The following is a 26,958-nucleotide window of genomic DNA, read 5'->3' as shown; positions in this document are numbered from 1 at the left end:
GTATCGGCTTTTGGAAGTGGACGAGGCAGGCGGTTGCTCCTGGACTGATATCCCGAAGCAGCGTCACCGCCCGGGGGTTACTTCTGCAATCTCGGTGCTAGTGCGTCCTCGACGGCGAAGAGCCTGTCTCGCCGTAAACAGAGAATCTGGACAGCCCAGCTCATGCAGAGATGCGATGCCGGAGGACCGCTCCGACGAATTCGCTAGCGTGACGCCGAACAGCATTGAAAGCCTTCCAACCACGCGAGGAATTCGGACGGTTGTGTCAGTGCGCTGAAAGGACAGTGGCCGACATCGCGGTTTGCCTTCGCGGCGAGGGTTCCCTGATGGAAAGCCAACAGAAGTTGCTCCTTATCGACTACAAGGTTTCCATCCTGTTCTTCGCGGACTGAGAAGTCATCGAAGACACTTTTGCATCGCGTAGCGAGCATGAGTCCATGCCTCCCATTGTTAAGTTGGAGGTCAAACTAGTCATCGGGCCTGAATGGTGACTGAATACCAGCTCCCGCAATTTCACACGACCAGAAGTTCCAATAGCGCGCGACCACTGTGTTGGACGCAGTTTGTGTGGCGGTAAATTCCGATTGGAAGCCCGCCAAACGGCGTCGGGCCGCGCGTGAATGGTTGATCGGTGTTGTCCAGGCAAAGGGTGGTAGGCAGTTCGCGCATGCCAGTTAACCCAGCGGATTTGTCTGGAGAATGCCTGCGATAAGGCTTATCCCTCAGCCGCTCTTCGCACTCGTGCTAGGAGGATGCCTGAGGAAGTCGTGCCGCTGTTTCGCCATTTAACCCAGACGTAACTACCTTACTTACCCGTGCTTTAATAGCCTCTGTTTTACCATCACGTAAAATAAGAGATGACGGTTGCGGGATGAAGATACAGTTTCAGAGTCAGTGGTTTCTACGATGGTGCCTGCCGGCTCTCGTTTCTTTGGTCGTCTGTGGTCTGCTTTTACTGAGTTTGAGTTGGGCGGCTGCTACAAGCGATGAGGTGGCCGCGGCAAGGCAGCGCGATCTCATGAAACTTACGGTCGCGAAACTGACGGCTGGCATTGCGCATGACCAGGAAAGCGCAACTGTCTGGGACGACGCCGTGAGGCATGCAATCAGTGGCGACCTGAAATGGATCGAGACGAACCTCGGTTCATGGATGCACAGCTATTTTGGGCATGATGGCGCTTTGGTCCTTCGACCGGACCTCTCTGTGCAATATCTGTTTTCATCCGAGACAGACTATTCCCCTACCCCAGATGATCTCCGCAACGCCTACTTGCCGCTCGCTAAAAAGCTTCAGGCGCGTCTACTTGCCGAAGATACCGAGGGTATCAGCGAACGGACGCTTTCGATTGGCGAAGCTGATCTGAGCTATGTCGGATTTCGACCTGCAATTGTCAGCATAAAGCCAATCGTTTCGGACACCGGTGATCTGGAACAGACGCCTGGCGAGGAAATGCTGCATGTGAGCATACGCTTTCTCGACGGCGATCTTCCTCTGGCCATCGGTACCGAATATGAGTTCGCCAAACTGGAGTTCACCTCCAAGCGACCTCGGGAACGGAATGTTGCGTACGTACCCTTGGTCGCACGAGACGGGCAAGTCTTCGGATACTTCCGTTGGAACCCATTCCAACCCGGGCAATATGTATTCGAAGCCACTGCCCCGGCCCTTTTTATCGCGTTTATTGCACTTTTCGCTGGGACCAGTTTTTCTGGAGGTGCAATCTGGCGCCGCTCCGAGCGGCTGGCTGCGAGCCGCGCAGAACTGAAACATCAAGCCTCCCACGATGCCCTGACCGGGCTTGCAAACCGCGCTTACTTCAACGAGCAACTCAATCGTCAACTATCGAACGGACACGCCGACGCCCTCCACTGTGTGTTGTTCGTTGATCTTGATCGCTTCAAGGCTGTGAACGATACGTTCGGTCACCCGGTTGGCGACAAGCTGATCTGCTTGGCAGCAAACCGGATGCGCGATCTCCTGCCGCAATCTCTTCTGGCGCGGGTGGGAGGCGACGAATTCACCATTCTGCTGGGAGAAAATGATGCCAGGAATGCTGAAGATCTCGCATCGAAAATTGTGCAGTCACTGCGGGCACCGTTCGAAATCGGAACGACGCATGTCGTCATTGGCGCAAGCGTCGGAGCAGCTCTAGCAACCGGCCCATGTGACCCCATCGAACTGACGCGCCAGGCTGATATCGCGCTTTATCATGCCAAAGCAGCCGGCAGGAATACCCATGCGGTGTTTGGTGAACATATGGACGAACTGCTACGCAGGCGCAGGGCGTTGGAAAGCGATCTCCGTTTTGCAGTCGAGACCAGGACCCAGCTCGAGACTTTTTATCAACCAGTCTTCAATGCGACCGACGGAAGCATTTGTTCTCTCGAAGCGCTTGCTCGGTGGAAGCACCCGACGATGGGCTACATAAGTCCCGACCAGTTCATTCCTCTGGCGGAGGACATCGGGTTGATCAACGACATCGGCGCCCTTGTGCTGGACAATGCATGCAGAACTCTCGCTGATCTTCCCGGCATTTCTATTGCGATCAACGCTTCGCCGCTTGAGCTTGGTTCTCCCGGCTACAGTCTGCGGGTTTTGACGACCCTCGCAAACATGAACGTAAGCCCCGAGAGGCTTGAGATCGAGATGACCGAAACTGCAACTGCGGATAACATAATCGACCTGAAGCGAACCATAGCCATGCTGCGAAAAGCAGGCGTCCGGTTTGCCATAGACGACTTTGGAACCGGGTATTCTTCATTCTCGCGCGTGCAGAATATCGAGGTGGATCGCATCAAAATCGATAGGTCGTTTATCGGCGAAATGCACCAAAGCGGCAGCAGGGCCGTTGTTGTTGCGATGATTGGCATGGCCAGAGCGAAAGGGCTGAAGATAACGGCTGAAGGCGTTGAGACAATCGAGCAGCGTGCCGAACTTGAACGGCTTGGATGCGACGATCTTCAGGGCTTTCTGATGTCGCGACCTCTTCCTCGCCAGGACGTTGCAGCATACGTCTCCCGGATGGCTCGAACCTGAAGGGGACAGGTTACGCTGGGGCTTTGCATTCTGATGCCATGCCCCGGCAGGAAGACCCCACGCGCAGACTTAAACGCATGCGTCCACCGCTGCGTCATCGTAACGGAACTTGCTTGGCGTCGTTTCGGACGCGCTTACGGCCATCACGCGTTTAGCAGTACCGCGCTGCTGCTGCGTTGTCATTTGAGCGTGTAGGGACTGCGCGCCAGTTCCCCCTGGCCGAAGACAACGGCATCCATTATCTGACGATATCGGTCAACGCGCTGTCGGCGCCAAGGAAACGACCCATGTCTGATCTCAGCTTCATCTGGCCGCTGTCCGGCGGCCTTCTGATTGGCCTTTCCGCCGCGATCTACCTGCTGCTGAACGGTCGGATAGCCGGAATTTCCGGTCTGGCCGCATCTGCTGTCGGATGGACAGGCAGTGGAATCAGTCCGCTCGGGGTCGGGTTTTTGGTTGGCATACTCGGTGGAGCTGCCGCCGCCTTTACCTTGTTACGGCACGCAGAGTTCGCGATCACCGCCTCGCCTCGGCTTCTTGTGGTAGGCGGGCTCCTGGTCGGCTTCGGGACGCGGCTTGGTTCCGGCTGCACCAGCGGCCACGGTGTTTGCGGACTGGCACGCCTATCGCCCCGGTCCATCGTCGCGACGGCAACGTTCATGATCGTGGCGGCAGCAACCGTCTTCATCACCCGACATTTGATGGGAGTGGCATGATGACCCAGCGCATTCTCGTCTCCATCGCCTGCGGAATTCTGTTCGGCATTGGCCTTGTCGTGTCCGACATGGTCAATCCTGCCCGTGTTCTGGCGTTCCTCGATGTGACCGGTAACTGGGATCCGTCACTTGCTTTCGTGATGGGCGGGGCACTGATCCCGTCATCAATTGCCTATGCGATCCGGCGTCGTTGCAGCAAACCGGTCTTCGAAACCCAGTTCCATGTGCCGACGAGCCGCATGATCGACCGTCCGCTTGTCGCAGGCGCTGCACTGTTTGGTCTCGGCTGGGGCCTCGTCGGTCTATGCCCGGGTCCCGCAATCGCCTCTCTCGTTACAGGCCGCTGGGAAGCAGCACTGTTCGTCGCGGCCATGCTTGCCGGTATGTTTGTCCATCGCATGGTGTCGTCCCGACAGACTGTGGCAGCGCGGTCCTGATGGGACGGAGAGGGTAACTTCCGCAACCTCGATGGCATTCGAACCACCATCCCATGAACCATTGAAGGCAGTATAAGGGGTTCTTTACTCCCGCATTGTCGAGCATAGCATTTACCAGAAGCCAGTTTAGCTTCGCCCTCTCGTCCGGCCCGCGGCGCGGCCTTCTCCCGCCCACTCCGACAACACAATCATCATGCTCCAGAGACTGACGAGATCTCAGTTAAGCAGTCATTAACCATCTTCAGACGTATATTAGAATTACTTGAAATGCTTCGGCTTGGAAAGTAGTCGAGCGACGGTGGTTTGTCTTTGCAGGTCCGTCTGGACCTGCGGGCTTGGGGGATACGATGAGCATGCTTTCCCGTGTTGTCCGGACGGCGATATTTGTGCCGCTCGCCTTCAACGTTGCGTCTTGCGCGCAGACGCAGACGCGGGCGCGGACGACATCGGTCGACAGTATCGCGACCGCATCAGTCCCGAGCTCTCGGCCCGCAGTGAAGGACCGGAACACGAATTTGACCATGCAGGCGGCCGTCCGGCGGGCGGTCGACTATCAGCCATCGATCATGCAGGCGGCGGGCGAACTCAACCAGCAAGGCGCGGCGATCCGGGATGCACGCTCGGGATATTTTCCGTCGATCGGGGGCGGGATCGATGTCGGCAGGCGCAGCGCATTCGGGAACGGTTTTCAGCCGGCCGCGACAGTGACGGCGTCGCAGATGATCTACGACTTCGGGAAAGTCTCCAGTCAGGTCGCCAGTGCCACGGCAACAGAAGAAACCCGGCGCGCCGAGTTCATTGCCGTGGTCGACAACGTGATCAGGGACACCGCGCTTGCGTCCCTCGAAACCCTGAGAAACCGCAGTCTGGCGGTTGTCGCGTCCGATCAGGTGCGCGACACGAAGGAAATCCTCGAGCTCGTCAACGCGCGAACGGAACAGGGAGCCAGCACGAGATCGGACAAGCTTCAGGCCGAAGCGCGGGTGCAGATGGCCCAGACCACGGCACTGGAGATCAGGTCTCAGTCGGAGCGCTGGCAGGGCAGCATGGCGTCGCTGTTGGGTATGTCCGGGAAGATCAATCTCGGAGCGAGTATTCCCTCAGACCTCCCCAATGCCTGCTCTGCCAAAGAGCCCGATTGGGGTACGGTGCCGAGCGTCCGGGCGGCGGCATCGAAGAAGACGGCCGCCGAGGCCAACCTGCGGTTCAGCAAGGCCGATGTCCTGCCCACCCTGGCGCTTGAAGGCGGTAGCAGCATGGATCTGCTCGGAAATTCACCAGGCAGCCCGGACTATACGATCGGTCTGAAACTGACCGGCAAGCTTTACAACGGCGGCTCTTATAAGGCCCGGAGCGAAGCTGGCCAGTTCGCGGTTCAGTCCGCTGAGGCCGGCATCGCCAATGCCAGGACAGGCGCGCAGCGGAGCTGGATGGAATCGCGCACGCAGCTGTCTGGAATGCGCGCTTTGCTCACGACACTCGCCTCGCGACAGACGCTGATGCGCGAAACCCGAGATCTTTATCAGAGGCAGTTCCTCGACCTGGGAACGCGGACTCTTCTCGATGTCTTGAATGCCGATCAGGAGCTACATGCCGCACGTTTCGACGCAATCAACATCCAGTTCGATGTCCATAAGCTGAATATCGAGTGTGCCTCCGCAGCGGGGCGCTTGCGGGACATCTTCAAGCTCGAAAAGAAGCCGGGCACGGCCGCGACCGTCCTGAACGGCGGCGCATCCAGGTCGGAGACGCCAATCGAAATGGCGGTCACGATGCCTGCGCGACAAGCACTGCCGATAGAGGCAGGACCAGCTGCCGCAGAGAATGCCGAACGCGGAGCAGACGTTGAGACCGAGCTAAGCGAGGCGCTTGCCGTTTCGCTTCAAGCCTCCAGTATCGGCGCAGACATTAAGGACAAGCGAAACCGGTTCGAAGAGCTTGCTTTGCGCGGCGCTCTCTAGCCCGCAGGGGTCAAATTCGTTTTTGTCCGCCTTTCATAAACGCAAATACGCTGACCGGCATTAACCCTGCATCAACCGTCCGATGCGAGAATTAGTTATCGCTAATTGATAACGTTCTAAAATTGAGCAAGTCTTATCCCAGAGTTTCTTGGTAGGATTGACAGCAATCGAGACACTGCCGGACCAGCCAGTTCGGTATTCAACATTTTGCCCGGCGCAGACCTTTGACGGTCCGTGTCATCGCATCTCGCTGCCCATCCGCCAGGTCCGTTCAGTTTCGCTGTGACGCTCACGGCCTTAAGAGGATGTATCCATGGTTGCCGTTGTAACGAATATCGCAAGTGGTGAAAGCATTACCGTCGCATCGGGCAACATCTCTGTCCGTGAACCAAGCGTTATTCAGCTTGAGGTCGGCCCGAAAGACATTGCTGCGACCATCCGTCAGGGCGACGATCTCGTCATCCGCCTGCAGAACGGTGAGGCGATCCGAGTTGCCGATTTCTACACCAGCGGCCCTGGTGAAGCATCGAGCAAGCTGGTCCTGGTGGATGAGAACGGGGTCGTCTGGGATGGCAACCACACCGTCGGAGAAGCCGATTTCTCATTCACCGAGTCAGCCGGCGGCGACCAGTTGGTGGGTGGCGCTGAAGGTGGCGGCGATGCATCCATTCTCGGCCTTGCTGCACTCGGCGCGCTTGGAGCTGGAGGAATAGCTCTCGCTTCCGGAGGCGGCGGCGGTGGCGACGACAACGATGACTCGGACGCAGATGCAGACGCGGATGCCGACGCGGATGCTGACGCCGACGCCGACGCCGATGCGGATGCTGATGCAGACGCGGATGCGGATGCAGACGCAGACGCGGATGCCGATGCTGACGCAGATGCCGATGCTGACGCAGATGCCGACGCAGATGCCGATGCTGACGCAGATGCCGATGCGGATGCAGATGCTGATGCTGACGCAGATGCCGACGCGGATGCGGATGCCGATGCCGATGCAGACGCCGACGCCGATGCCGATGCTGACGCAGACGCCGATGCCGATGCTGACGCAGACGCAGACGCGGATGCCGACGCAGACGCAGACGCTGACGCCGATGCAGACGCCGATGCCGATGCAGACACAACCGCCTACGACAATACCGCCGTCGCGTCGATCAACCTTTCCCCCGTGGTGACCAACGTTGATATCGGTACCCAGACTTACGGCGTTGCCGTCAGCCTTGGTGGCTTGGACCTCCAGGTGCTTCCGAACGTCGAAACGATCGATTTCAACGTCGAGGAGGGCCATACGCTCGATGCACGTTTCGAACTCGACGAGGGCCTAAGTCTCGGCGCTCTGTCCGATTATCAGGTGGTCATTCAACGATTTGACGGTGTCCAGTGGACCAACGTCACAGGCACCGGCACCGGCAATGCCACACTGCTGGACCTGCAGTTGCTGGATGGTGCACCGACAGTGAGCCTGGAGGATCTTGGACCGGGCCAGTACCGCGCCTTTATCGCCTATGACGGCTTGCTGGGTGCGGGCCTCGGAAGCGAGCTGACGATCACCGGGACGGATACCGACACAACCAGTATCGGCGCCATCGCCGTAGTTGCGGCCAGCGGCAACGTCATTACCGACGCAGGTGTCGGCGGCGAAATCGACGCGGTCAATCCCGGCACCATCATTCAGAGCATCAATGCCACACCGGTGACCGCTGCAGGCGCGACCATCCAGGGAGATCACGGTACACTGATCATCGGCCAGGATGGCAGCTACACCTACACCCCGAACCCCGAGGCAGCCGGCATCGGACGGGTAGACTCCTTCGAGTACACGATCTTCGATCCGCAAACCCAGGTGACTTCGACTGCGGAACTGCATGTCCGGATCGACAGCGAGGGACAAAACCTCACCTTCTCGACGATTGATCCAACGGCGGATGCGAGCCTTGGAATTGTCGCCACGGACGACGCTGGGGCGGCGACCGTCGTGACCACTCACCCGGTGACGGAGGCCGTGAACGCCGACTTCCTCGATGTCTCGTTGGGACTGTTTGGGGGAAGTGAAACGGGAACGTTCACGGTGGCCGCCGGATCCGTGGCAACGGTTCAGATCGGCGCGGACACAGACCAGCTTCTGGGTCTCCTCGGGACAACGACGATCGCCGTCGAAATGCAGCAGGCTGACCTCAGTTGGACGGTCGTCGAAACCAGCACAGGTGCCAATCTGGCCGAGCTTGCCGGTTTGCTTGGCGGCTCCACAGGCCTGGAACTGCAGGACCTGGACGCGGGCAACTACCGCGTTACGGTATCGCAGGATGGCGTGAACATCGGTGGCAACATCGACGTTCAGCTCGCCACGTCGACGAGTGACCTCGGAACGGTCATTTCCGATGGCGTAGTCGCGGCAGTCGGCAACGTTCTGGACGGTGATACGCTCGGCTCCAACTTCACCAACTTCCAGGTGTCCAATGGGACAGTGTTTGTCGATCCGGCCGCCGCAGGTACCGTCATCGTGGGTGATCACGGCACGCTCAGAGTCTCTGCCGATGGCAGCTATTCCTATGAGCCGAACGACACACTCGGCCTTGATGGAATGACCGACAGCTTCACCTACCGTCTCGTTCATCCCAATGGAGAGGTCGTTGAAGCAGAGTTGACGATCCTCATCGACCAGGCAGAGCCCGTCGCCGGAACGTCGATGATGATGGCGGCCGATACAGGCTCTGAAGCTTTGCAGCCGAGCATGCTGACGTCCGCGTTCGCAGACGTCGACCTCCTGGATCTCGATACCGGAAGTCACGGCCGTTTCGGCGATCTGACAGACGTCATCTCGCTGGATGGTGTGAGCACCGAACTCGGTGAGTTCATCGATCTCGGGAGCGTCAGCGTACTGCCGATCGACGTTGGCCTCCACGAACTTCTGAGCGGAGACCAGGGCCTTGTCGTGGACGGTGACCTTGATATCGGCGGGCTCGCCGGAGCCGACGGTGTTGCCGACCTGCCCGAGTTTGCCGGCAACCTCGTCCCCACGGTCTTGGAGGACACGACCGTGGACCTGCTGGACGGTTCGGCCGCAGACAGTGTGCTGCATGGCGGCTTGCTGGGGGGAACTGTGGGCAGCCTGCTCGACGACGACGCTCTGCACCATGCCGGTACCTCAGTGATCTAGCCCTCAGTCGTGCTGCTGCCGGTTCTGCGGCAGCGGCACGACACCCGCTCGCCCGTCGTTTGCAGACGCTTGAAAGGCACGGCATTGACCCAAGCAACACCTCAGTTCGACGTCGTGCAGCAGAACCAGGCGGACGGCTGGATCGAAATGTTTGAGCAGGTTGCCCGGATTTACGGACTGGGCTTCTCGATCGAAGCGGCCCGCAAGGCTGCGGCGGCTTATTCGCTGGAAGACCAGGCGAAATACGTCCAGCGGCTCGCGCAAAAATTCGGGCTTCGTGTGAAGCTGGCTCAACCCAGTCTGGACATGATGACCAGCTGGAGGCTTCCCGTCATCGTGCAGCTCAAGGACGGGTCGGTTGCAACGGTTGTCGCCATCGATGCGCAACGCAATGGCGCCGTCGTCTTTGCCGGCGACAACGGTCTGAAAACGACGCTGGCGATCGATGTGCTGTGTGCCGAGGCAACGCTTGCGGCCATTCCTAGGCCGGCACGCTCCACACCTGACTCGAGGGTAGACACCTATATCGCCCCGCATGACGAAAGCTGGTTCAGACGGTTCGCGCTCGGTGACCTGCGCCCCTATGGCTATGTTCTGGTGGCATCCCTGATCGCCAACGCGCTGTCACTCGCCGGCGTCATCTTCTCGATGCAGGTCTATGACCGCGTTGTCCCCGCCAACTCCATGAGCACCCTTTATGTGCTGTTTGCAGGCGTCATGCTCGCCGTGCTGTTCGACTTTGTCGTTCGCAAGATTAGAGGTTCGATCATCGATATCCTCGGCAAGCGCTGTGATCTGCGACTGTCCGACCTGATCTTCGGCCACGCGCTGCGTGTGAAAAACAGCGTCCGCCCAAGATCGACCGGAACATTCATTGCTCAGTTGCGGGATCTTGAGCAGGTCCGCGAGGTGTTCACCTCGACCACCGTTGCCGCGGTCGCGGACCTGCCGTTCTTCTTCCTGTTTCTGGTCATCTTCTGGTTCGTCGGCGGGATGCTGGTCGTCATCCCGGCGGTCGCACTCGTGCTGCTTGTCCTGCCTGGAATTCTGTCACAACGAAGACTGCACCAGAGCGCCAGCGCCGCAATGCGCGAGGCATCGCTCCGCAACGCGATCCTGGTGGAGAGCATTCAGGGCATCGAAGACATCAAGATGCTGCAGGCGGAGGAGCGCTTCCAGCAGAAGTGGAATAACTACAACGCGGTCAATGCCGATGCCCAACTGAAGATGCGCGTTCTGACGTCGTCTCTGACCGGCTGGAGCCACAGCGTTCAGACGAGCGTTTACGCGTTCATCGTATTCTTCGGCGCACCGATCGTCATGGCTGGGGACATGACAACGGGTGCGCTTGTTGCCTGCTCCATTCTCGGTTCCAGGATGATGGCGCCGATGGCGCAGCTCACCCAGGTTCTCAGCCGTGTCCAGCAGGCAAAAATCGGGCTGAAGAGCCTTGACGCGATCATGCAGATGCCCGTCGACCATCCGGTCGCCGAGACACGCATATCCATCTCCGCCATTGCCGGAACCTACGAATTTCGATCGACCGCGTTCCACCACGCGGAGCCTGCCGGTAAACCCGCTCTGGTGCTGAGAAGCCTCAAGATCGCCGCCGGCGACAAGATTGCCGTACTGGGCAAGAACGGTGCAGGGAAATCAACTTTTCTGCAGGCGCTTTCGGGAATGATCGAGCCGAGTTCCGGCGAAGTCATGCTCGACAATATTGCGCTGAGACATATCGATCCGTCGGATCTGCGCCGTGACGTGGGGCTGCTGACCCAGAATTCCCGCCTGTTCCACGGGACCCTGAGGGAGAACGTTACGCTCGGTGCCTCCAACGCCTCCCAGTCCGCAATCCTCGACGCGCTATCGATTGTCGGTGCCGACGAATTTATCCGCGCTCTGCCGAAGGGACTCGACTACCCGTTGCAGGAGGGCGGCAACGGGCTGTCCGGCGGGCAGCTGCAGGCTCTCCTCCTCGCCCGCCTGCTGGTGCGCGATCCCAATGTCGTCCTCCTCGATGAGCCGACAGCCGCGATGGACGAGGCGACGGAGCGGTTGTTCATATCGCGCTTCCAGACCTGGTCGCGCGACAAGACGGTTGTCATCGCAACCCATCGCATGCGGGTTCTGGAACTGGTCGACAGGGTGATGGTGTTCGACAAGGGTCAGCTGGTGCTCGACGAGGCAAAGGCAGATGCGATGACGACGCTGAAGGGCATAAAGCCGCTCGCCCCAGAAAAAACAGTGCCACCCAAACTGGTTCCTGTTCACAACACGTCTGGCGGGATTTGAAGACATGGCAGAGATCTCGAGCGACAAGGCTTCGGACTACGGGTGGGCTTTCGGTGACGAGGACGATGTCCAGCTGTCAAAGGCAAAGACCGTCATTCTTTTGGCCATGATCCTCCTGACAATCGCGACGGTTTGGGCTCATTTCGCCATGCTTGAAGAGGTCTCCACCGGCGCGGGTCGTGTCGTTCCGATCAGGCGCGAACAGGTCGTCCAGTCGCTTGAGGGGGGCATCGTTTCGGAGCTCTTTGTTCGCGAAAACCAGATTGTAGAAACCGGCCAGCTTCTGGCGCAGCTGGATCCGACGATCACCGAATCGGATGTCGGTGAATCATCGGCCAAATACCGTGCCTCGCTTGCGGCCGCCGCACGCCTGACGGCCGAGATCAACCGGACAGCTTTGACCTTTCCGACCGAGCTGAATGTCTATCCGGATCTCATCCGTTCGGAAACCCAGCAATTCGAGGCGCGGACGACAAGCCTTGAACAGTCTCTGGAATGGATGGAACAAGCGATCGTGCTGGCCAAACGCGAGCTGGAAATGAGCGAGTCGCTTGCCAAGATCGGCGCCGCCAGCAATGTCGAGATCATCCGGCTGAAGCGGGAATTGGTCGATCTTGAAATGAAGAAGGTCGATATCGCCGCCAAGCAGAACCTCAGCGCCCGCGAGGAACTCGCCAAGGCAAATTCCGACATCACATCGCTGTCCTCGACCATCAAGGGACGGTCCGACAGCCTGCAGCGCCTGACGCATCGCTCACCGGTTCGGGGCATCGTCAAGAATATCGAGGTGTCGACGATCGGTGGCGTCGTGCCGCCAAACGGCAAGCTGATGGATATCATCCCGCTCGACGACGAGTTGCTGATAGAAGCGCGTATATCGCCACGCGATATCGCCTTCATTCACCCCGATCAGCGCGCCAGCGTCAAGATCAGCGCCTATGACTACGCCGTCTATGGCGGGCTGGAGGGACGGGTAACTACGATTTCCCCCGATACCATGCGCGACGAGGTCGATCCCAACACGTTCTATTACCGTGTGTTCGTGCAGACCACCACAGATGCGCTGGTGACCGCGCAAGGGACGCGCCTGCCGATCGTTCCGGGCATGGTGGCAACCGTCGATGTCAACACGGGCAGCAAGAGTGTGTTGGACTACTTGATCAAACCCTTCAACAAGGCGCGCGAGGCGCTGCGCGAGCGATAGGTGACCATGCCCGCAGAAACTTTCGGCCTTGCGCGGCTGGATCGCCTTCGAGACCCTGTTCGGCAGGTCATCCAACCACTCGACGCACCGCATCCGGCTTATGTGCTGTTTGTCTCGATCAGCGACGGAGACAGACGAGCGTCCGTTGCAACGGTCGGCGCCGACAGTTTTGACGCAGTCTGGCAAAAAGCTTTAAGCGCCGCCGGCGACCTCCTGGACAGCCAGAGGCTCGACGGCCGTCTGTTGCGGATCGACTGGCCGGTGCGGATCGAGAAGATCACGGTCGAGACCCTCCACAAACAGCTTGGTCGCACCAAGAGAAACTACTTCCGGCTCGGACTGTCGCTGGACAATCAATTCGAAACCGCGTTCCTGGACAACGAACTGAACGCCAACGCCATGCTTTATGGTGGCAACAAGGTCGAGCACTGCGTTCTAAACGAACGAAACTTCGCGCTCTATGCGAAGACACGATTTGGAAAAGCGTTCGAAACGGATTTTGCCGAGGCGAGAGCGCTCTGGGCGTTTACAACGAGCGGTTTTTTTCTCGATGAGGAAGGCCGACACCACCGTCTTTGCGGCGAAGGTGCGGGAATTGGTCAGCGCGAAGGTCATCCGCTTGATCGTGCCATGCTCGATCGCCTGATCGACTCCTCATCCAGCTATCTTGCGTCTCAGGTCAAGCCGGACGGCGCGTTCGTCTACGGCTATCACCCGTGCTTCGACCGCGAGATCCGCACCTACAATGTCCTGCGCCATGCAAGCACGACCTATGCAATGATCGAAGCTTACCAGGTAACGAGGGATAGCAAGACGAGAGCGGCAATAGAGCGCTCGCTCGGGCAGCTAACCGGTCATCTTACCCGGATCGCAAGACTGCCTGATGGGGCCGAGGCCGCCTTTCTGATCGACGTCGGTTCGGAGATAAAGCTCGGCGGCAATGCCGTCTTCCTCCTGGCGCTCGCGAAATATACAAGTGTCATGAGCGATAATCGATATCTGCCGCTGATGGATAAGCTCGCCACCGGTATCGTTCATATGCAGGACGCAAAGACCGGTGAATTCCGCCACGTCCTGCTTTACCCGGACCTTTCCACCAAGGCCGAGTTCCGCACTGTCTATTACGACGGCGAGGCCGCCTTCGCGCTGATGCGCCTTTATGCGCTCACCCGCGATATCCGCTGGCTCGGCGCGGTTGAAAAGGCTTTCGAGCATTTCCTGCGCCGGAACTACACGCAATATCACGACCACTGGCTGGGTTATTGCGCCAACGAACTGACGCTGTTTCGGCCGGAGGAACGCTATTTCCGCTTCTGCGTCGAAAATGTCAGCACCTATCTCGATTTTGTCGCCAATCGCATCACCACCTTTCCGACACTGCTGGAACTGATGATGGCAACCCGGCAGGCGCTGTCGCGGATTGCTGACCACCCGGATCTGGTTCCGCTCCTCGGCGAGATCGACCTTGCAGCGTTCGAGGTAGCGCTCGAGAAACGCGCTCATTACCTGCTGAACGGTCATTTCTATTCGGAGGTGGCGATGTTCATGCGCAACCCAAGGCGGATCATGGGTTCGTTCTACATCCGCCACCACGCGTTTCGCGTCCGGATCGACGATGTGGAACACTATCTGTCCGGGCTGATCGCCTATCGCGCGTATCTGAACGAGAAAGAGGCGTTCAAATCGCTGGTTTCTCGCCAAGGAGGAGCCGGGTCATAGTACGGCTCAGCAAGGGCGAGTGGCGTAATGATCGGTTAGTCGCGCGGTGACATTTTACCATATCAAGAATGACCATTGGGGAAGCTCGAACAGCTCGAGATAAAGGATCCTCAGAAACTAGCGACCCTAGACGTGGAAATATGATATATTTTCCATGTTCTATGCCATGGGATCGAATTGTCTTGAGACGTGTCTACATCCATGCACTCCTTGCCTATGCGGCCTTCTCCATCACTGACGCTAGTGTAAAGGCCGCCGGCGGCGGCCATTTGTCGGTCTTCCAGATGGCATTCATCGTCAACGTCTTCGCAGCTCTGGCCGTTCTCTTCACCCGCCATCCCGGCGAACGATGGCGCGACTTCTGGCGCACCGCCCATCCTCTTGCCGTGCACGGCCGCGCGATCTGCGGCGTTGTCGCCAGTCTTACAGGTGTCTACGCTTTCACCGCGATCCCGCTGGCGCAGGCCTACGCGCTGGTGTTCATGGCGCCCCTGTTCGTGACCATCATGTCGGCACTGGTGCTGAAGGAGCATGTGGGGATGTGGCGCTGGTCAGCCGTTATCATCGGCTTCATCGGCGTTCTCCTTGTCGTGAAGCCGGGCCACGAGGCATTCGAGGGCGGCCATCTTGCCGCGATATTCACCGGCCTCGGCACTGGCACGGCGGTCATCATTCTTCGGCGCGTTAACGGCAAGGTTAAGACAACGAGTGTTCTGGGAACACTCATCGCCTACCTTCTCCTAGTCAACGCGGGGGTTATGCTCATCCACGGCGCCAGCGTGCCGACATTGAAGGAATGCGCCCTGCTGGCGCTTGCCGGCATGTCTTACGGCCTTGGTCAATGGGCCTTCGTGTCGGCCACGCGCCACGGGAACGCTACCCAGATCGCGCCAATGCACTACTCGCAGCTGGCGTGGGCTGTGGTCTTCGGCGCATTGATCTTCGACGAATTTCCCGATGCCGTTGCGCTTGTCGGTATCTCGATCATAATTTTCGCTGGCCTCTTGACGGTCTTGCGCGAGAAAATGCGTGGCACGAGCGGTCCGATAGGTCAGGCTGCAACCGTTGACAACGCCGACCTCGGGAACGATGCCGCGGAAAATTATCCACCACCCATTCCCAAATAAAATATTTGATATATCATGTATCGTCTATCTGAGGCGCAACAGGGATGGTCGTGCAGAAATGATGGGCAAGCCGGTGTTCGGGGTCGTGGCCGACGATCTCACAGGTGGAATGGAAACTGCCGCAATGCTTGTCGCGCACGGCGTCGACTGCGCATTTGTGACCGATCCTGAGGCTGTGGATACCATCGGCGATGTCGACGCTATCGTCGTTGCGCAGAAAACCCGCGTCATTCCGGCGGCACAAGCCGTGGCAAGAACCGAGAGAGCGGCCCGAGCATTGCTTGCGCGCGCCACACGCCAAATCTTCTTCAAGTATTGCGCAACGTTCGACTCGACCGATGACGGCAATATCGGCCCCGTGGCTGACATCCTGATGGCGACCACCGGCGCGCCCTATGCCGCCTTCTGTCCTGCCTCGCCGGCACTGAAGCGTACAGTCTACAACGGGCACCTGTTTCTCGGCAGCCAACTGATTTCTGAATCCCCCAAGCGGCACGATCCACTGACACCAATGACCGATCCGGACCTCGTCCGCGTGCTGCAGCGGCAGACGAAGACCCGAGTCGGGCTACTTGCCCACCCCGCCGTCAGCGAGGGCGGCACGAAGCTCCGGCAGGCCGTCGCCGACCACGCAGCAGAGGGCATCCGCTATTTCATTACCGATACGATCTACGATCGTGATCTCGACGCCATCGCCGAACTGACCTGCGACTGGCCTCTAATGACCGGCAATGCCACAATCGTCCAGCACTATCCGGCGCTGTGGCGACAAAGAGGTCTCCTGACCGGCGAACCGCATACGCGCAGCCTTCAGCCTGTGTCAGGCAAGGGTGTCGTGCTGTCTGGCAGTTGCGCCGAACGGACACTCGAACAGCTCGCCGACTTCGAGCGGTCGCATCCCGTCCTGCGGATCGATCTAACTGACATCGACAGCGCCGAGTCCGCGGTCGATGCAGCCCTCCGTTGGGCGCTGCCAAAACTCGAGACCGGCCCAGTCGGACTGTCGACATCCGCCGCGCCAGAGGCCGTTGCCGCTGCGCAGGCGCGGTACGGCAGGGATGGCGCTGCGGCGCTTGGCGAAAAGATCGTCGGCGACCTTGCCGTCGCCTTCCATGGCGCCGGCGTGCGGCGGTTCGTCGTCGCCGGTGGAGAAACGTCCGGGTCCGTCGTCGAGCGCCTCGGCATCCGCGGCCTGAATGTCGGTCCCTATGGCGGCCCGGGCGTCGGCACGGCAACCACGAACGGTGACGATCCCGTCGCTTTCTGCCTGAAGTCCGGCAAACTCGGCCCTGTCGACCTTTTCACCCGGGCGCTGGCGTCCATGAAGAACCCGGAGTAAATCGTATGAACGAGATGGACCTGCGAAAGACGATGCTCGACCTCGTCGCGAAGCTGGAAGTCAAGGGCTTCAATCACGGTTCGAGCGGCAATGTTAGCTGCCGCATCGGCGACGACATGCTGGTCACACCGACCGGTGGCAACAGCAGCAACATGGCCGTGGAGCAACTGGTGCGGCTGGACCGGAATGGCGACAACGTCGGCAATGGCATCCCGTCCAGCGAATGGCATATGCATCAGGCAATTCTACAAGCCTATCCGCATGTCCAGGCGATAATTCATACCCATGCGGACTGCTGCGTGGCGCTCTCCTGCCTCGCCAGGCCAATCCCTGCATTTCACTACATGATCGCCAGCTTCGGCGGCACGGACGTGCCATGCGCACCCTACGCCACCTTCGGCACGAAAGCGCTGGCGGATGGCGCCGTCGCGGCGCTGAAGGACCGGAAGGCGTGCCTTCTCGCCAATCATGGCATGATCGTTGCCGCCGCTTCCTTGCAGCAGGCCTTCGACCTGACGGTGAAGCTCGAGACGCTTGCCCGCCAGTACATTCTCGCCCGTCAGGCCGGCGAGCCTGCAATCATTCCCGACGACGAGATCGTACGGGTTCTGGAACGCTACAAGGGCTACGGCCGCAGCCGGTTGCCCGGCTGATCGTAAGGGGAGGATGCACCATGGAGATCACCGGCACCTCTAAGATCATGTTCGTACTTGCCGATCCCGTGGACCACGTCCGCGCCAGCGCCGTGCTGAATGCCTATTTCGCCGAGATCGGTGAGGACCTCGCGACATCGCCGCTTGCCGTTCGCCCGCGGGACCTCGGCACCGTCGTCGACGCGATCCGCTGCATGGGCAACGTCGTCGGCTTCGGCGTCACTATCCCGCACAAGGTGGCGATCATGCCGCTGCTAAATGAGGTCACCAACCGGGCCCGGATGATTGGCGCCGTGAACTTCGTCCGGCGAAGCCGTGACGGCTGGCTGGTTGGCGACAATCTCGATGCACCAGGCTTTCTTGCCGGCCTCGACGCCCACGGATGCTCGGTCGAAGGCAAACGGGTTCTGCAACTCGGCGCGGGCGGTGCCGGCCGCGCCACGGCAATGGCAATTGCAGAAGCCGGCGCTGCGGAACTGCGGATCTCCAATCGTGACGAAGCGCGCGGCCACGCTCTCGCCGACGCGGTACAGGCCCTGTTCCCGGCAACAAGGGTATCGGCCGGACCCGCTCCGCCGGAAGACTTTGATCTGATCGTCAATACAACGCCACTCGGAATGAAGCCTGGGGATGCGGTCCCGGCAGAGATCGGCGGCATCGCCAGTTCTACTGTGGTTTACGACATCATCGTCAATCCGCCAGTGACCAGGCTGATGGATGCGGCCTGCGCGCGCGGTGCTGTCACCATCGGCGGAAAAGCCATGCTCGACGCGCAAATGGCCCTTGTCGCAACATTCATTAAGCAGTAGCATTCCGATATATCAAATATCGAACGGAGTTCGCCACGTATAGGTACAATGCTAATCGCATTCTGAAGGGTCTCGCGCCCTGAGCCAAGCCAAACAAAAAAAGTGGGAACAGGCTTCATTGACTATGGCAACAAACAGAGCACCGGCGGCTGGCGCGTCTATCCGCATAAGTCGTCTTGAGAAGCGCTTCGGGAGCGTCTTCGCCGTCAACGGCGTCGACATCGAAATCGCTGCAGGAGAGTTTTTGGCGCTGCTCGGACCAAGCGGCTCCGGCAAGACGACGATCCTGATGAGTGTGGCGGGTTTCGAGTTTCCCACGAGCGGAAACATTGTCGTCGATGAGGAAGACCTCACCTATCTCCCCGCGAACAAGCGCAACCTGGGAATGGTATTCCAGAACTACACGCTGTTTCCGCACATGTCCATTTTGGACAACGTTGCCTTTCCCCTAAAGATGCGTGGCATGGCGAAAGCCGAGCGACACGCCAAGGCTGAAGAAGCGCTCGCCACCGTACGCCTCGCCGGTTACGGGGAGCGCTTTCCAAACCAGTTGTCCGGCGGCCAGCAGCAGCGGATCGCGCTGGCTCGGGCAATCGTCTATCGCCCCCGTGTCCTGCTGATGGACGAGCCTTTAAGCGCTCTCGACAAGAACCTTCGCGAGGATATGCAGCTTGAAATCAAGCGCCTGCATGCCGAGCTCGGCATTACCGTGATCTTTGTCACCCACGACCAGAGCGAAGCGCTCACCATGGCGGACCGGGTCGCGGTGCTGAAGGACGGCAAGATCCAGCAGATCGGACCGTCGCGCGAGCTTTATGAGCGTCCAGCCAATCTCTTCACCGCCGGATTTATCGGCGAGATGAACTTCATCAACGTCACGGTGGAAAGCATCGTCGACACGATGACGGTCCTGCTGCCGTCGGGCGAACGCTGGACCGTTCCGGCCGCTGCGGCCGTCGACACAATGCAGACTGGCCAGAAAGCCGTTCTCGGCTTCAGGCCCGAGCGCTTGGCTCTCGGCACCGGTGTTTCCGATTACTCGCTGCAAGTCACCCTGTCTGACGTCGTCTATGCGGGGGCCGCCCTGCTGCTGATTGGCACATTGCCCGACGGAACGGAAATCCGCGCTCGCCTTCCCGGCGCTTCCGATCTCGCCGCACTGACACGCGGCGCGACAGCGACCTTCAGCGTTCCGAAAGAAGCGATCCTGCTCTATGCCGAGGGGACAAAGTGACCAGTCGCACCCGATCCCAGTTCTGGCATTCTGACGGTCGACGCCTCAGCGGACTGGCAACGCTGCTGCTGCTGGCGCCGTTCTTCGCCATCATCGCATTCGTCTTCCTCTACCCAATCGCCCAGCTTCTTTACATCAGCTTCATGGAACCGGCCCCAACACTCGATAACTACGCACGGGTCGTCACAAATCCGGTCTATGCGCGGGTACTGATGCGGACCGTGTGGACTGCTGTGCTGGTAACCGGCCTTGCCATCTTGCTCGGCTTCCCGGTCGCCTACTTTATGAGCCGCGCCCGCGGCACCACGGCTGCCCTGGTCGGCGCCTGCGTCATTCTACCCCTGTGGTCGAGCGTGCTGGTGCGTACTGCTGCGTGGTCGTTCCTCTTCCAGCGTGAAGGCTTAGTGAATTCCGGCCTGATCGCTGTCGGCATCACATCAGAGCCGCTGAAGCTTCTCTACACGCAAGGAGCGGTCGTTGTGGCGATGACTCACGTGCTCCTGCCGTTCATGATCCTGCCGATCTTCGGATCCCTGCGCGCCATTCCCAACGACTATCTACGCGCCGCAGCAGTTCTGGGCGCGTCGCGGTTCGCCACCTTCCGAGAAGTGATCCTGCCACTCAGCCTGCCGGGCATCGCCAGCGGCTCGCTGCTGGTATTCCTGACCGCACTTGGCTTCTTCATCACACCGGCACTGCTCGGATCGCCGCAGGAACTGATGATCGCCACACTTGTCTCGCAGCAAATTCGCGAGGTCCTGGACTGGCCGTTCGCCTCGGCACTCGTCGGCGTCCTGACGCTGTTCGTTACCCTGCTCGCAATCATCTTCAGCAAGACGCTCCGGTTCGATCGTTTGATGGGGGCGCAATCATGAAACCACCCGTCGACAAAGGCTCGCTGGCTCTCGGCGCATATGTCTACGCCGTTCTCGCCTTCATCATCATTCCGCTGGTCATTGTCATCCCGATGTCCTTTGGCACAAGCGACTACCTGGAGTTCCCTCCACGCGGCTTTACGCTGAAATGGTACGAGGAATTTTTCGCCAGCCGCCAATGGCGCAACGCCATGTGGCTCAGCGTGCAGGTTGCCTTCCTCACCGCGATCTCGGCGTCGGTCATCGGCACCGCGGCGACGTACGCCATGGTCCGCGGAAGGAGCAGTCTCGCGACGCTCTTCCAGATCCTGCTGATCGGCCCGATCATTGTCCCGCACATCGCGCTGGCGGTCGGTCTCTACCTGTTCTTCCAGTCGATCGGGCTGTCCGGGACGGTTCCAGGCTTTGTGCTTGCCCACACCATCCTGGCGCTTCCCTTCGTCGTGTTCACAACCGCCTCTGCACTTGGGAAGGTGGATGCGAACCTGGAAGCGGCGGCGATGAGCTGCGGTGCGAGCCGTTTCAACGCTTTCCGTTTGATTACGCTTCCCCTCATTCTGCCGAACGTGGTGAGCGGCGCGCTGTTTGCCTTCATCATCTCCTTCGATGAACCGGTCGTTTCCTTCTTCCTGTCCGGTGTCCGCTACAAAACCCTTCCGCGACGGATGTTCGAAGACATCGAGCAAAACCTGACCCCCATCATTCCGGCGATCGCCACGCTGCTGATCGTCCTCTCCATAATAATACTCGCCGTCGCCTTCCTCATGAGGTCGCGAGCCAAAACCTGACTGGGAACCACGCGTAAAACTGAAAAACAAGAGGAGAACCATCATGCCGATACAGAACTGGAAATGGACCACCGCAGCGATCACAATCGCCGCAGGAATAGCCGCCACGACGCCCGCCGTCGCGCAGGAACTGGAGGAGCAGCTGGTCATCGCCACGACAGGCGGCCTGATGGGCAATTCGCTTGCCAAGTATTTCTACGAACCGTTCGCCGAGGCCAAGGACGTTGAAGTGGTGCCCGTCGCCATCGAGGTTCCCGACCAGTGGGCGCGTGCGGAAGCGATGACGCGCACAGGAAACGTCGAATTCGATATCGTCACTGCCACCGGCCCCGATCTCGTCGCGCGCACTAACATGCTCGAGAAGATTGACTGTAGCCAGCTTCCCAGCGTGCAGAAATTCGGCGTTGCGGATGCTTGCACGCCCTACGGCGTCGCCCGGACCACCGGTGGCATGCTGATCAACTACAATACCGACGTGTTCAAGGACAAGGCGCCGAAGACCTGGGCGGACTTCTGGAACGTCAAGGACTTCCCCGGCCCGCGCGGCCTGCCTGACACGGGCGATCGCGACTGGTGGGTTCCGGTCGCCGCACTTCTGGCAGACGGAGTGAAACAGACCGAACTCTTCCCGCTCGATCTTGAACGCGCGTATAAAAAGCTCGATGAAATCAGGCCGCATGTCGCGGTCTGGTGGAAGACCGGCGACCAGGTGCAGCAGATCATGCGCAACAAGGAAGTCGTGATGACCATGAGCTACTCCGGCCGCGCGCTGGCAGTGGTCAAGGAAGGCGCGCCGGTTGCCATGTCCTGGGACGGAGCCATCCGCGACACCGGCTATATGGCGATCCTCAAGGGTGCGCCCGACAAGAATGCCGCGCTCGCCTATCTCGACTACTTCTATGCCAATTCCGAAGCGCATGTGCCTTTCATGCGTGACGTGAACTACGCGACCGGCAGCAAGACCGTCTACGACCAGCTGAAGCCGGAGGAAGCCAAGCTCTTCGCGACGTCGCCGGAGAACTACGAGAAGCTGGTGAAACCCGACTTCGAATGGATCGGCGCCCATCGCGACGAACTGCGTCAGCGCTGGACAGCCTGGCTGACCCGCTAATCGCTTTAAAACGGTCAGTCACAACTGCTCCTCATCGCCTTCTCCCCGTTCTGTGGGGGGAAGGCCCAAATGCCGATAAGCAAATACATACGACTGCAACGACAGGACGATTTCCATGGATCACACCAGTGACCCGAAGGCGCTGCGCTATGTCATCGACCCGCAACGGCTCGATCTGGTGGAGGAGTTCCGCGACAGCCCGCTTGGCGTGCATGGGGCCGAACTTCGCAAGATGCTGGCCAAGATGCGCTGGGGCAAAGCCCAGGGTCGTCTCGTGCTGGTCGTGCTGGAGGCCGGGAAGGCCTGGCGCCTGTCGCGCATTCCCGAGCGGCGCGGCGATCCGATGCCTTTCGTCGACGAGCGCATCTTCACCTCGCTGGCCGAGGCGGAATGGCATGTCTTCAAGATCCGCTGGCAGGCCATGACGGGTGCAACATTACCCCCGGAGTATCAAGGTGATCTATAAGACCAACGAGTATCTCGGCTACCCCGACCGCATCAGCGTTCCGGCTGGAGAAACCGTCAAGTTCCAGCTGTCGAGCAAGCGAGACGCCGTTAAGGTCGAAGTCATGCGCCTTCGCTGCGGTGACGTCGACGTCAACGGACCGGGTTTCAAGTACGACCTGATGAACAGCACCATCGATGGCGTCCATACCTGCCTCGACCAAGAAATTCGCCCCGGCTCTTGCGCGGTGATACATCACGGTGGCGCACTTGTTCCGAGCGGCGACGCATGGTCTTTCGGCTGCTACATTTATCCGACCCGCATCGCCGACAACGCCCGCGGTATCATGGGCAGCTGGTGCGAAAGCACCGCCGAGGGATATGCGCTCGAACTCGATGTCGAGGGCCATCCCGTTCTGCGCATCGGAAGCCTTAGCCTGACCCTCGACGTCAAGGCGCGCGAGCGTGTCTGGTCCTTCATCTCCGCAACAATCGACTTCGCAAAGAAGACTGCAACGCTGTCGCTGATCGTGCCTGCCGACGGCACGCGTCCGGCTGTTGCCCATGCCGAAACTTTCGACCTTTCTATAATGTCGGCATTCGACAGCGGCCTGGATTTTCTGATCGCAGCGCATCATCTGGACGGCGCGAAGCGTTACACTGCCCACTTCGACGGCAAAATCGAGGCGCCGCGGGTTGTGTCGCTGGCGCTGGATGCGGAAGCGCTGCGGGTCTACGACTGCCAGCCGCGTACCGGCACTGCCGCTTCCGGTCTCGTCGCCTCCTGGGATTTCGGCGACGGTATCACCACGCTCTGCGTCAAGGATCTTTCCGCCAACTGCCTGCACGGCCAGCTGCACCAGTTGCCCCGCCGCGGCGTCACGGGCTTCTTCTGGTCGGGTGCGGTTCATGACTTCCGGCTTGCGCCGCGCGAATACGCCGCCATCCATTTTCACAGCGATGACATCTACGACTGCCAGTGGCAGACGACCTTCTCCCTCGATGTGCCCGAGGAGTGGCGCACCGGCGTCTATGCGCTGCGGCTGACGCCCGCCGGCGACGAACCGGAGCCGGACTGCGAGAGCTACGTGACGTTCTTCGTCACGCCCGGCAAGAAGACAAAGCGGGCCGATCTCGTGGTCGTGCTCTCGGTTGCCACCTATCTGGCCTATGCCAACAGCGCGCTGCGTCTCTATCAGGTGCATTTCGAGACGCTGATGGAGCACGTGCTGTGGCTGCCGCTGGACGATGTCTACATGCAGGAGCATCCTCAGATCGGCCAGTCTACCTATGACAGCCATGTCGATGGATCCGGCCGCGCCTATTCGTCCTGGCTCCGTCCGGTGCTCAGCATGCGGCCGCGCGGCTACTGGTTCAACCTGATCAACGACACCCATATTCTCGACTGGCTCGAGGAAAAGGGCGTGGCCTACGACATCATCACCGATGTCGAGCTGGACCGCGAGGGTGCCCGGGCGCTCAAACCGTACCGGGCGATGATGACGCCGACGCATGCCGAATACTACTCTTTCAACATGATGAACGGCATCATGGAGTACCAGAATGCCGGCGGTCGCCACGTCTCGATGGGCGGCAATGCCTTCTACTGGCGCTGCGGCTTTCATCCCGCGGCTCCGGCGGCGCTCGAAGTGCGCCGCGGTATGGCCGGCACGCGCACCTGGGAGTCCGAGCCGGGCGAAGTGCATCTGGCAGGTACCGGCGAACCGGGTGCACTCTGGCGGCACAGCGGCTTTGCGCCACAAAAACTGGTCGGCGCGGGCTTCTCGGCCATGATCAACGACACCTGCACCTACTATGTGCGCATGCCCGACAGTGAGGATCCGCGAGCGGCCTTCATCTTCGAAGGCACCGGCAGACACGAAAAATTCGGCGATTTCGGCTTCCGCTATGGCGGCGCCGTCGGCAGCGAGATCGACCGTCTCGACTACGAGCTCGGGACGCCGCGCCACGCGCTGCTGCTTGCAACCTCCGAAGGTCTCGGCGCCGGCGCACTTCCGACACCGGAGGAGTTCCGAACCATGGTCGACGGGCTCGACGGCACCCAGAACGCACTTGTCCGCGCCGACATGGTGTTCTTCGAGACAGCCAATGGCGGGGCGGTCTTCGCTTCGGGCTCGATCACGTTCGGCATGTCGCTGGGCTACAACAACTACGACAACAATATCAGTGCCATCACGCTCAACGTCGTGAAGCGGTTCCTCGACCCGGAACCGTTCGTCCTGCCGAGTTTGGCATAGGCGGAAATGCCAGGTCGCACATGCCAGTGCGGCCTTTCGAACCCGGCGGCATCGACCGCAAATATCGCAAGAGACCTTTACCAATGGCAGACAGACCGGAATTCCAATCGCCTGAACTCGGCACCATGAATGTTGCGCCCCGCAAGGTGCGGCCAATGTATGCCGACGATCACTGGAACAGCCAGCCATGGTACGAAGCGCCGCGCGAAGATCCCGATATTCCCGAGGTCTATACCTACACAGATGCGATCTCCTACGATCCGGGCGACGAGGTCACCTTCCACTCGACCTCGACCGCCAGGACATGGCGCATGCAGATCTATCGTGACGGTTTGCACCCGGAGACGGTGCATGAGGTCGAGGCAATCAACGGCGTATTTTCGTCAACACCCAAGGATGCCTACCGTAACGGCTGCAACTGGCCGGTCAGTCATCAGTGGACGCTTCCGGCAGACCTGAAGTCTGGTTTCTACCGGGTCGTCTCGACCTGCGAGAGGCCAAACGGCATCAAGTTCGTGCAGCACCACTTTTTCGTGGTGCGCCCCACGGACAAAACCCGCCGCGCCAAGATCCTGATGGTCCTGCCGACTGGCACCTGGACATCCTACAATGACTTCGGCGGCGCCAACCACTATTTCGGCGTCGAGGGCGAAAATCAGGACCAGCCCTCGCCCGTCCTCTCGCTGGAACGGCCCTGGACGCGCGGGATCGTCTGGCTGCCAGCGGGCGCCCCGCGCATCTGCGCCGATCCGGCGCCGGAGATGGGTGATGCACCGCGATACGCAATGAAGGAATGGGCCTACGCCAACGGTTTCGGCCAGTATTATGCGGCTGCCGGATGGGCGCAATACGACCGTCACTTCGTGCTTTGGGCCGAAAAGGAGGGGTTCGAGCTGGACATGATTACCCAGACCGACCTGCACTACCGACCGAAACTGCTCGACGCCTATCCTTGCGTCACAATCATCGGTCATGACGAATACTGGACCTGGGAGATGCGCGAGACGATTGAGCGCTATGTCGAAGGCGGTGGACACCTCGCTCGCTTCGGCGCCAACTTCCTCTGGCAAATCCGGCTCGAGGAGGATGGCAAACGCCAGATCTGCCACAAATTCAAAGCAAGCCAGAAGGACCCGGTCGCCGGCACGGACAAGGCGCACCTGCTCACCAGCGCCTGGGAAGACCACACCGTGAAGTGGCCAGGCGCCTCCACCGTCGGCGTCAACGGTGCGCACGGGATGTACGCATCTTGGGGTGGTTTCGCCCCGAACGGCCAAAAAGGCATGACCGTTTACCGACCGACCCACTGGGCATTTGCGGGGACCGGACTGCACTATGCCGACATCTTCGGCGACAAGCAGCATATCTTCGCCTACGAGGTGGACGGGCTGGACTACACGTTCCGCCACGGCCTCCCCTACCCCGTCGAGGTCGAGGGTCAACCCGACACGATCGAGATCCTTGCCATGTCGCCGGCGGTTCTCGCCGAAGACGAGCCAGAAGGCGAAGGCTTCCGCTACTATGTGCGCGGCAGCGACCATGAGGGCCTTGTCGAATGCGTGACCGGCGAAGTGACGCCGGAGGGGCTCGCCAAATACAAGTACGGTTCCGGCATGATGGTGCACATGACCCGCGGCAAGGGCGAGGTTCTAACGGCCGCCACCTGCGAATGGGTCATGGGCCTGAAACGCGGCGATCCCTTTACCCAGCGCATCACGCGCAACATCCTCGACCGGTTCACGGCCCGCTGAACCGCACTGAGGGAGCCGGAACAATGTCAGAAATGAACGATGG

Annotated in this window: 19 protein-coding genes; all 19 read left to right on the top strand. The window is 60.0% G+C overall.

What is annotated here, in order from left to right; genetic code table 11:
* Positions 1-1,018: 1,018 nt before the first annotated feature.
* The 19 genes from IFT66_RS17505 (at position 1,019) to IFT66_RS17415 (ending at position 26,915) form a co-directional block, all read left to right on the top strand.
* Positions 1,019-3,037 (top strand): bifunctional diguanylate cyclase/phosphodiesterase, encoded by a 2,019-nt coding sequence (locus IFT66_RS17505; RefSeq protein ID WP_249406484.1) that lies wholly within the window; start codon positions 1,019-1,021, stop codon positions 3,035-3,037.
* A gap of 287 nt (positions 3,038-3,324) precedes the next feature.
* A complete protein-coding gene (locus IFT66_RS17500) occupies positions 3,325-3,753 on the top strand; it encodes a YeeE/YedE family protein (protein WP_192078371.1) in 429 nt (142 codons plus the stop codon).
* The gene (locus tag IFT66_RS17495; RefSeq protein WP_062459126.1) at positions 3,753-4,190 is read left to right on the top strand and encodes a YeeE/YedE family protein; all 438 of its coding nucleotides are present in this window, start codon (positions 3,753-3,755) and stop codon (positions 4,188-4,190) included. The genes IFT66_RS17500 and IFT66_RS17495 overlap by 1 nt, the downstream gene beginning before the upstream one ends.
* A 347-nt stretch (positions 4,191-4,537) precedes the next feature.
* Positions 4,538-6,151: a TolC family protein gene (locus IFT66_RS17490; RefSeq protein ID WP_192078370.1), complete on the top strand. Its 1,614-nt coding sequence runs from the start codon at positions 4,538-4,540 to the stop codon at positions 6,149-6,151.
* Between the two features lie 313 nt (positions 6,152-6,464).
* Positions 6,465-9,311 carry a BapA/Bap/LapF family large adhesin gene (locus IFT66_RS17485; protein ID WP_192078369.1) on the top strand — a complete coding sequence of 949 codons (2,847 nt, stop codon included), beginning with the start codon at positions 6,465-6,467 and terminating at the stop codon, positions 9,309-9,311.
* 84 nt (positions 9,312-9,395) lie between these two features.
* Positions 9,396-11,603, top strand: coding sequence for a type I secretion system permease/ATPase (locus tag IFT66_RS17480; protein WP_249406483.1), 2,208 nt, complete (start codon positions 9,396-9,398; stop codon positions 11,601-11,603).
* Between the two features lie 4 nt (positions 11,604-11,607).
* Complete coding sequence (locus tag IFT66_RS17475) at positions 11,608-12,807, top strand: HlyD family efflux transporter periplasmic adaptor subunit (protein WP_192078368.1); 1,200 nt, start codon at positions 11,608-11,610, stop codon at positions 12,805-12,807.
* Positions 12,808-12,813: 6 nt separating this feature from the next.
* On the top strand, positions 12,814-14,526 hold the full coding sequence (locus tag IFT66_RS17470; protein ID WP_192078367.1) for a hypothetical protein: 1,713 nt from the start codon (positions 12,814-12,816) through the stop codon (positions 14,524-14,526).
* Positions 14,527-14,708: 182 nt separating this feature from the next.
* Positions 14,709-15,653, top strand: a complete 945-nt coding sequence (locus tag IFT66_RS17465; protein ID WP_192078366.1) for a DMT family transporter — start codon at positions 14,709-14,711, stop codon at positions 15,651-15,653.
* 58 nt (positions 15,654-15,711) lie between these two features.
* A complete protein-coding gene (otnK, locus tag IFT66_RS17460) occupies positions 15,712-16,992 on the top strand; it encodes a 3-oxo-tetronate kinase (protein WP_192078365.1) in 1,281 nt (426 codons plus the stop codon).
* A 5-nt stretch (positions 16,993-16,997) separates the two neighbouring features.
* Positions 16,998-17,645 (top strand): class II aldolase/adducin family protein, encoded by a 648-nt coding sequence (locus IFT66_RS17455; protein WP_192078364.1) that lies wholly within the window; start codon positions 16,998-17,000, stop codon positions 17,643-17,645.
* A gap of 20 nt (positions 17,646-17,665) precedes the next feature.
* On the top strand, positions 17,666-18,454 hold the full coding sequence (locus IFT66_RS17450) for a shikimate dehydrogenase family protein (RefSeq protein WP_192078363.1): 789 nt from the start codon (positions 17,666-17,668) through the stop codon (positions 18,452-18,454).
* 124 nt (positions 18,455-18,578) lie between these two features.
* On the top strand, positions 18,579-19,688 hold the full coding sequence (locus IFT66_RS17445; protein WP_062577782.1) for an ABC transporter ATP-binding protein: 1,110 nt from the start codon (positions 18,579-18,581) through the stop codon (positions 19,686-19,688).
* Between the two features lie 53 nt (positions 19,689-19,741).
* Positions 19,742-20,563 (top strand): ABC transporter permease, encoded by an 822-nt coding sequence (locus IFT66_RS17440; protein WP_062578383.1) that lies wholly within the window; start codon positions 19,742-19,744, stop codon positions 20,561-20,563.
* Positions 20,560-21,351 carry an ABC transporter permease gene (locus IFT66_RS17435; RefSeq protein ID WP_192078362.1) on the top strand — a complete coding sequence of 264 codons (792 nt, stop codon included), beginning with the start codon at positions 20,560-20,562 and terminating at the stop codon, positions 21,349-21,351. Before IFT66_RS17440 ends, IFT66_RS17435 begins: the two co-directional genes overlap by 4 nt.
* A gap of 43 nt (positions 21,352-21,394) precedes the next feature.
* The gene (locus IFT66_RS17430) at positions 21,395-22,462 is read left to right on the top strand and encodes an extracellular solute-binding protein (protein WP_192078361.1); all 1,068 of its coding nucleotides are present in this window, start codon (positions 21,395-21,397) and stop codon (positions 22,460-22,462) included.
* A gap of 115 nt (positions 22,463-22,577) precedes the next feature.
* A complete protein-coding gene (locus IFT66_RS17425; protein ID WP_192078360.1) occupies positions 22,578-22,928 on the top strand; it encodes a hypothetical protein in 351 nt (116 codons plus the stop codon).
* Positions 22,918-25,164, top strand: coding sequence for a N,N-dimethylformamidase beta subunit family domain-containing protein (locus IFT66_RS17420; protein ID WP_192078359.1), 2,247 nt, complete (start codon positions 22,918-22,920; stop codon positions 25,162-25,164). Before IFT66_RS17425 ends, IFT66_RS17420 begins: the two co-directional genes overlap by 11 nt.
* A gap of 83 nt (positions 25,165-25,247) precedes the next feature.
* Positions 25,248-26,915, top strand: a complete 1,668-nt coding sequence (locus tag IFT66_RS17415; RefSeq protein WP_199864867.1) for a N,N-dimethylformamidase beta subunit family domain-containing protein — start codon at positions 25,248-25,250, stop codon at positions 26,913-26,915.
* Positions 26,916-26,958: the final 43 nt, after the last annotated feature.

The organism is Rhizobium sp. CFBP 13726 (assembly GCF_014841925.1).
GTDB classification, from domain to species: domain Bacteria; phylum Pseudomonadota; class Alphaproteobacteria; order Rhizobiales; family Rhizobiaceae; genus Neorhizobium; species Neorhizobium soli.
Note: the sequence above shows the minus strand (reverse complement) of the source record. Positions and strands in the feature narration are given on the sequence as shown.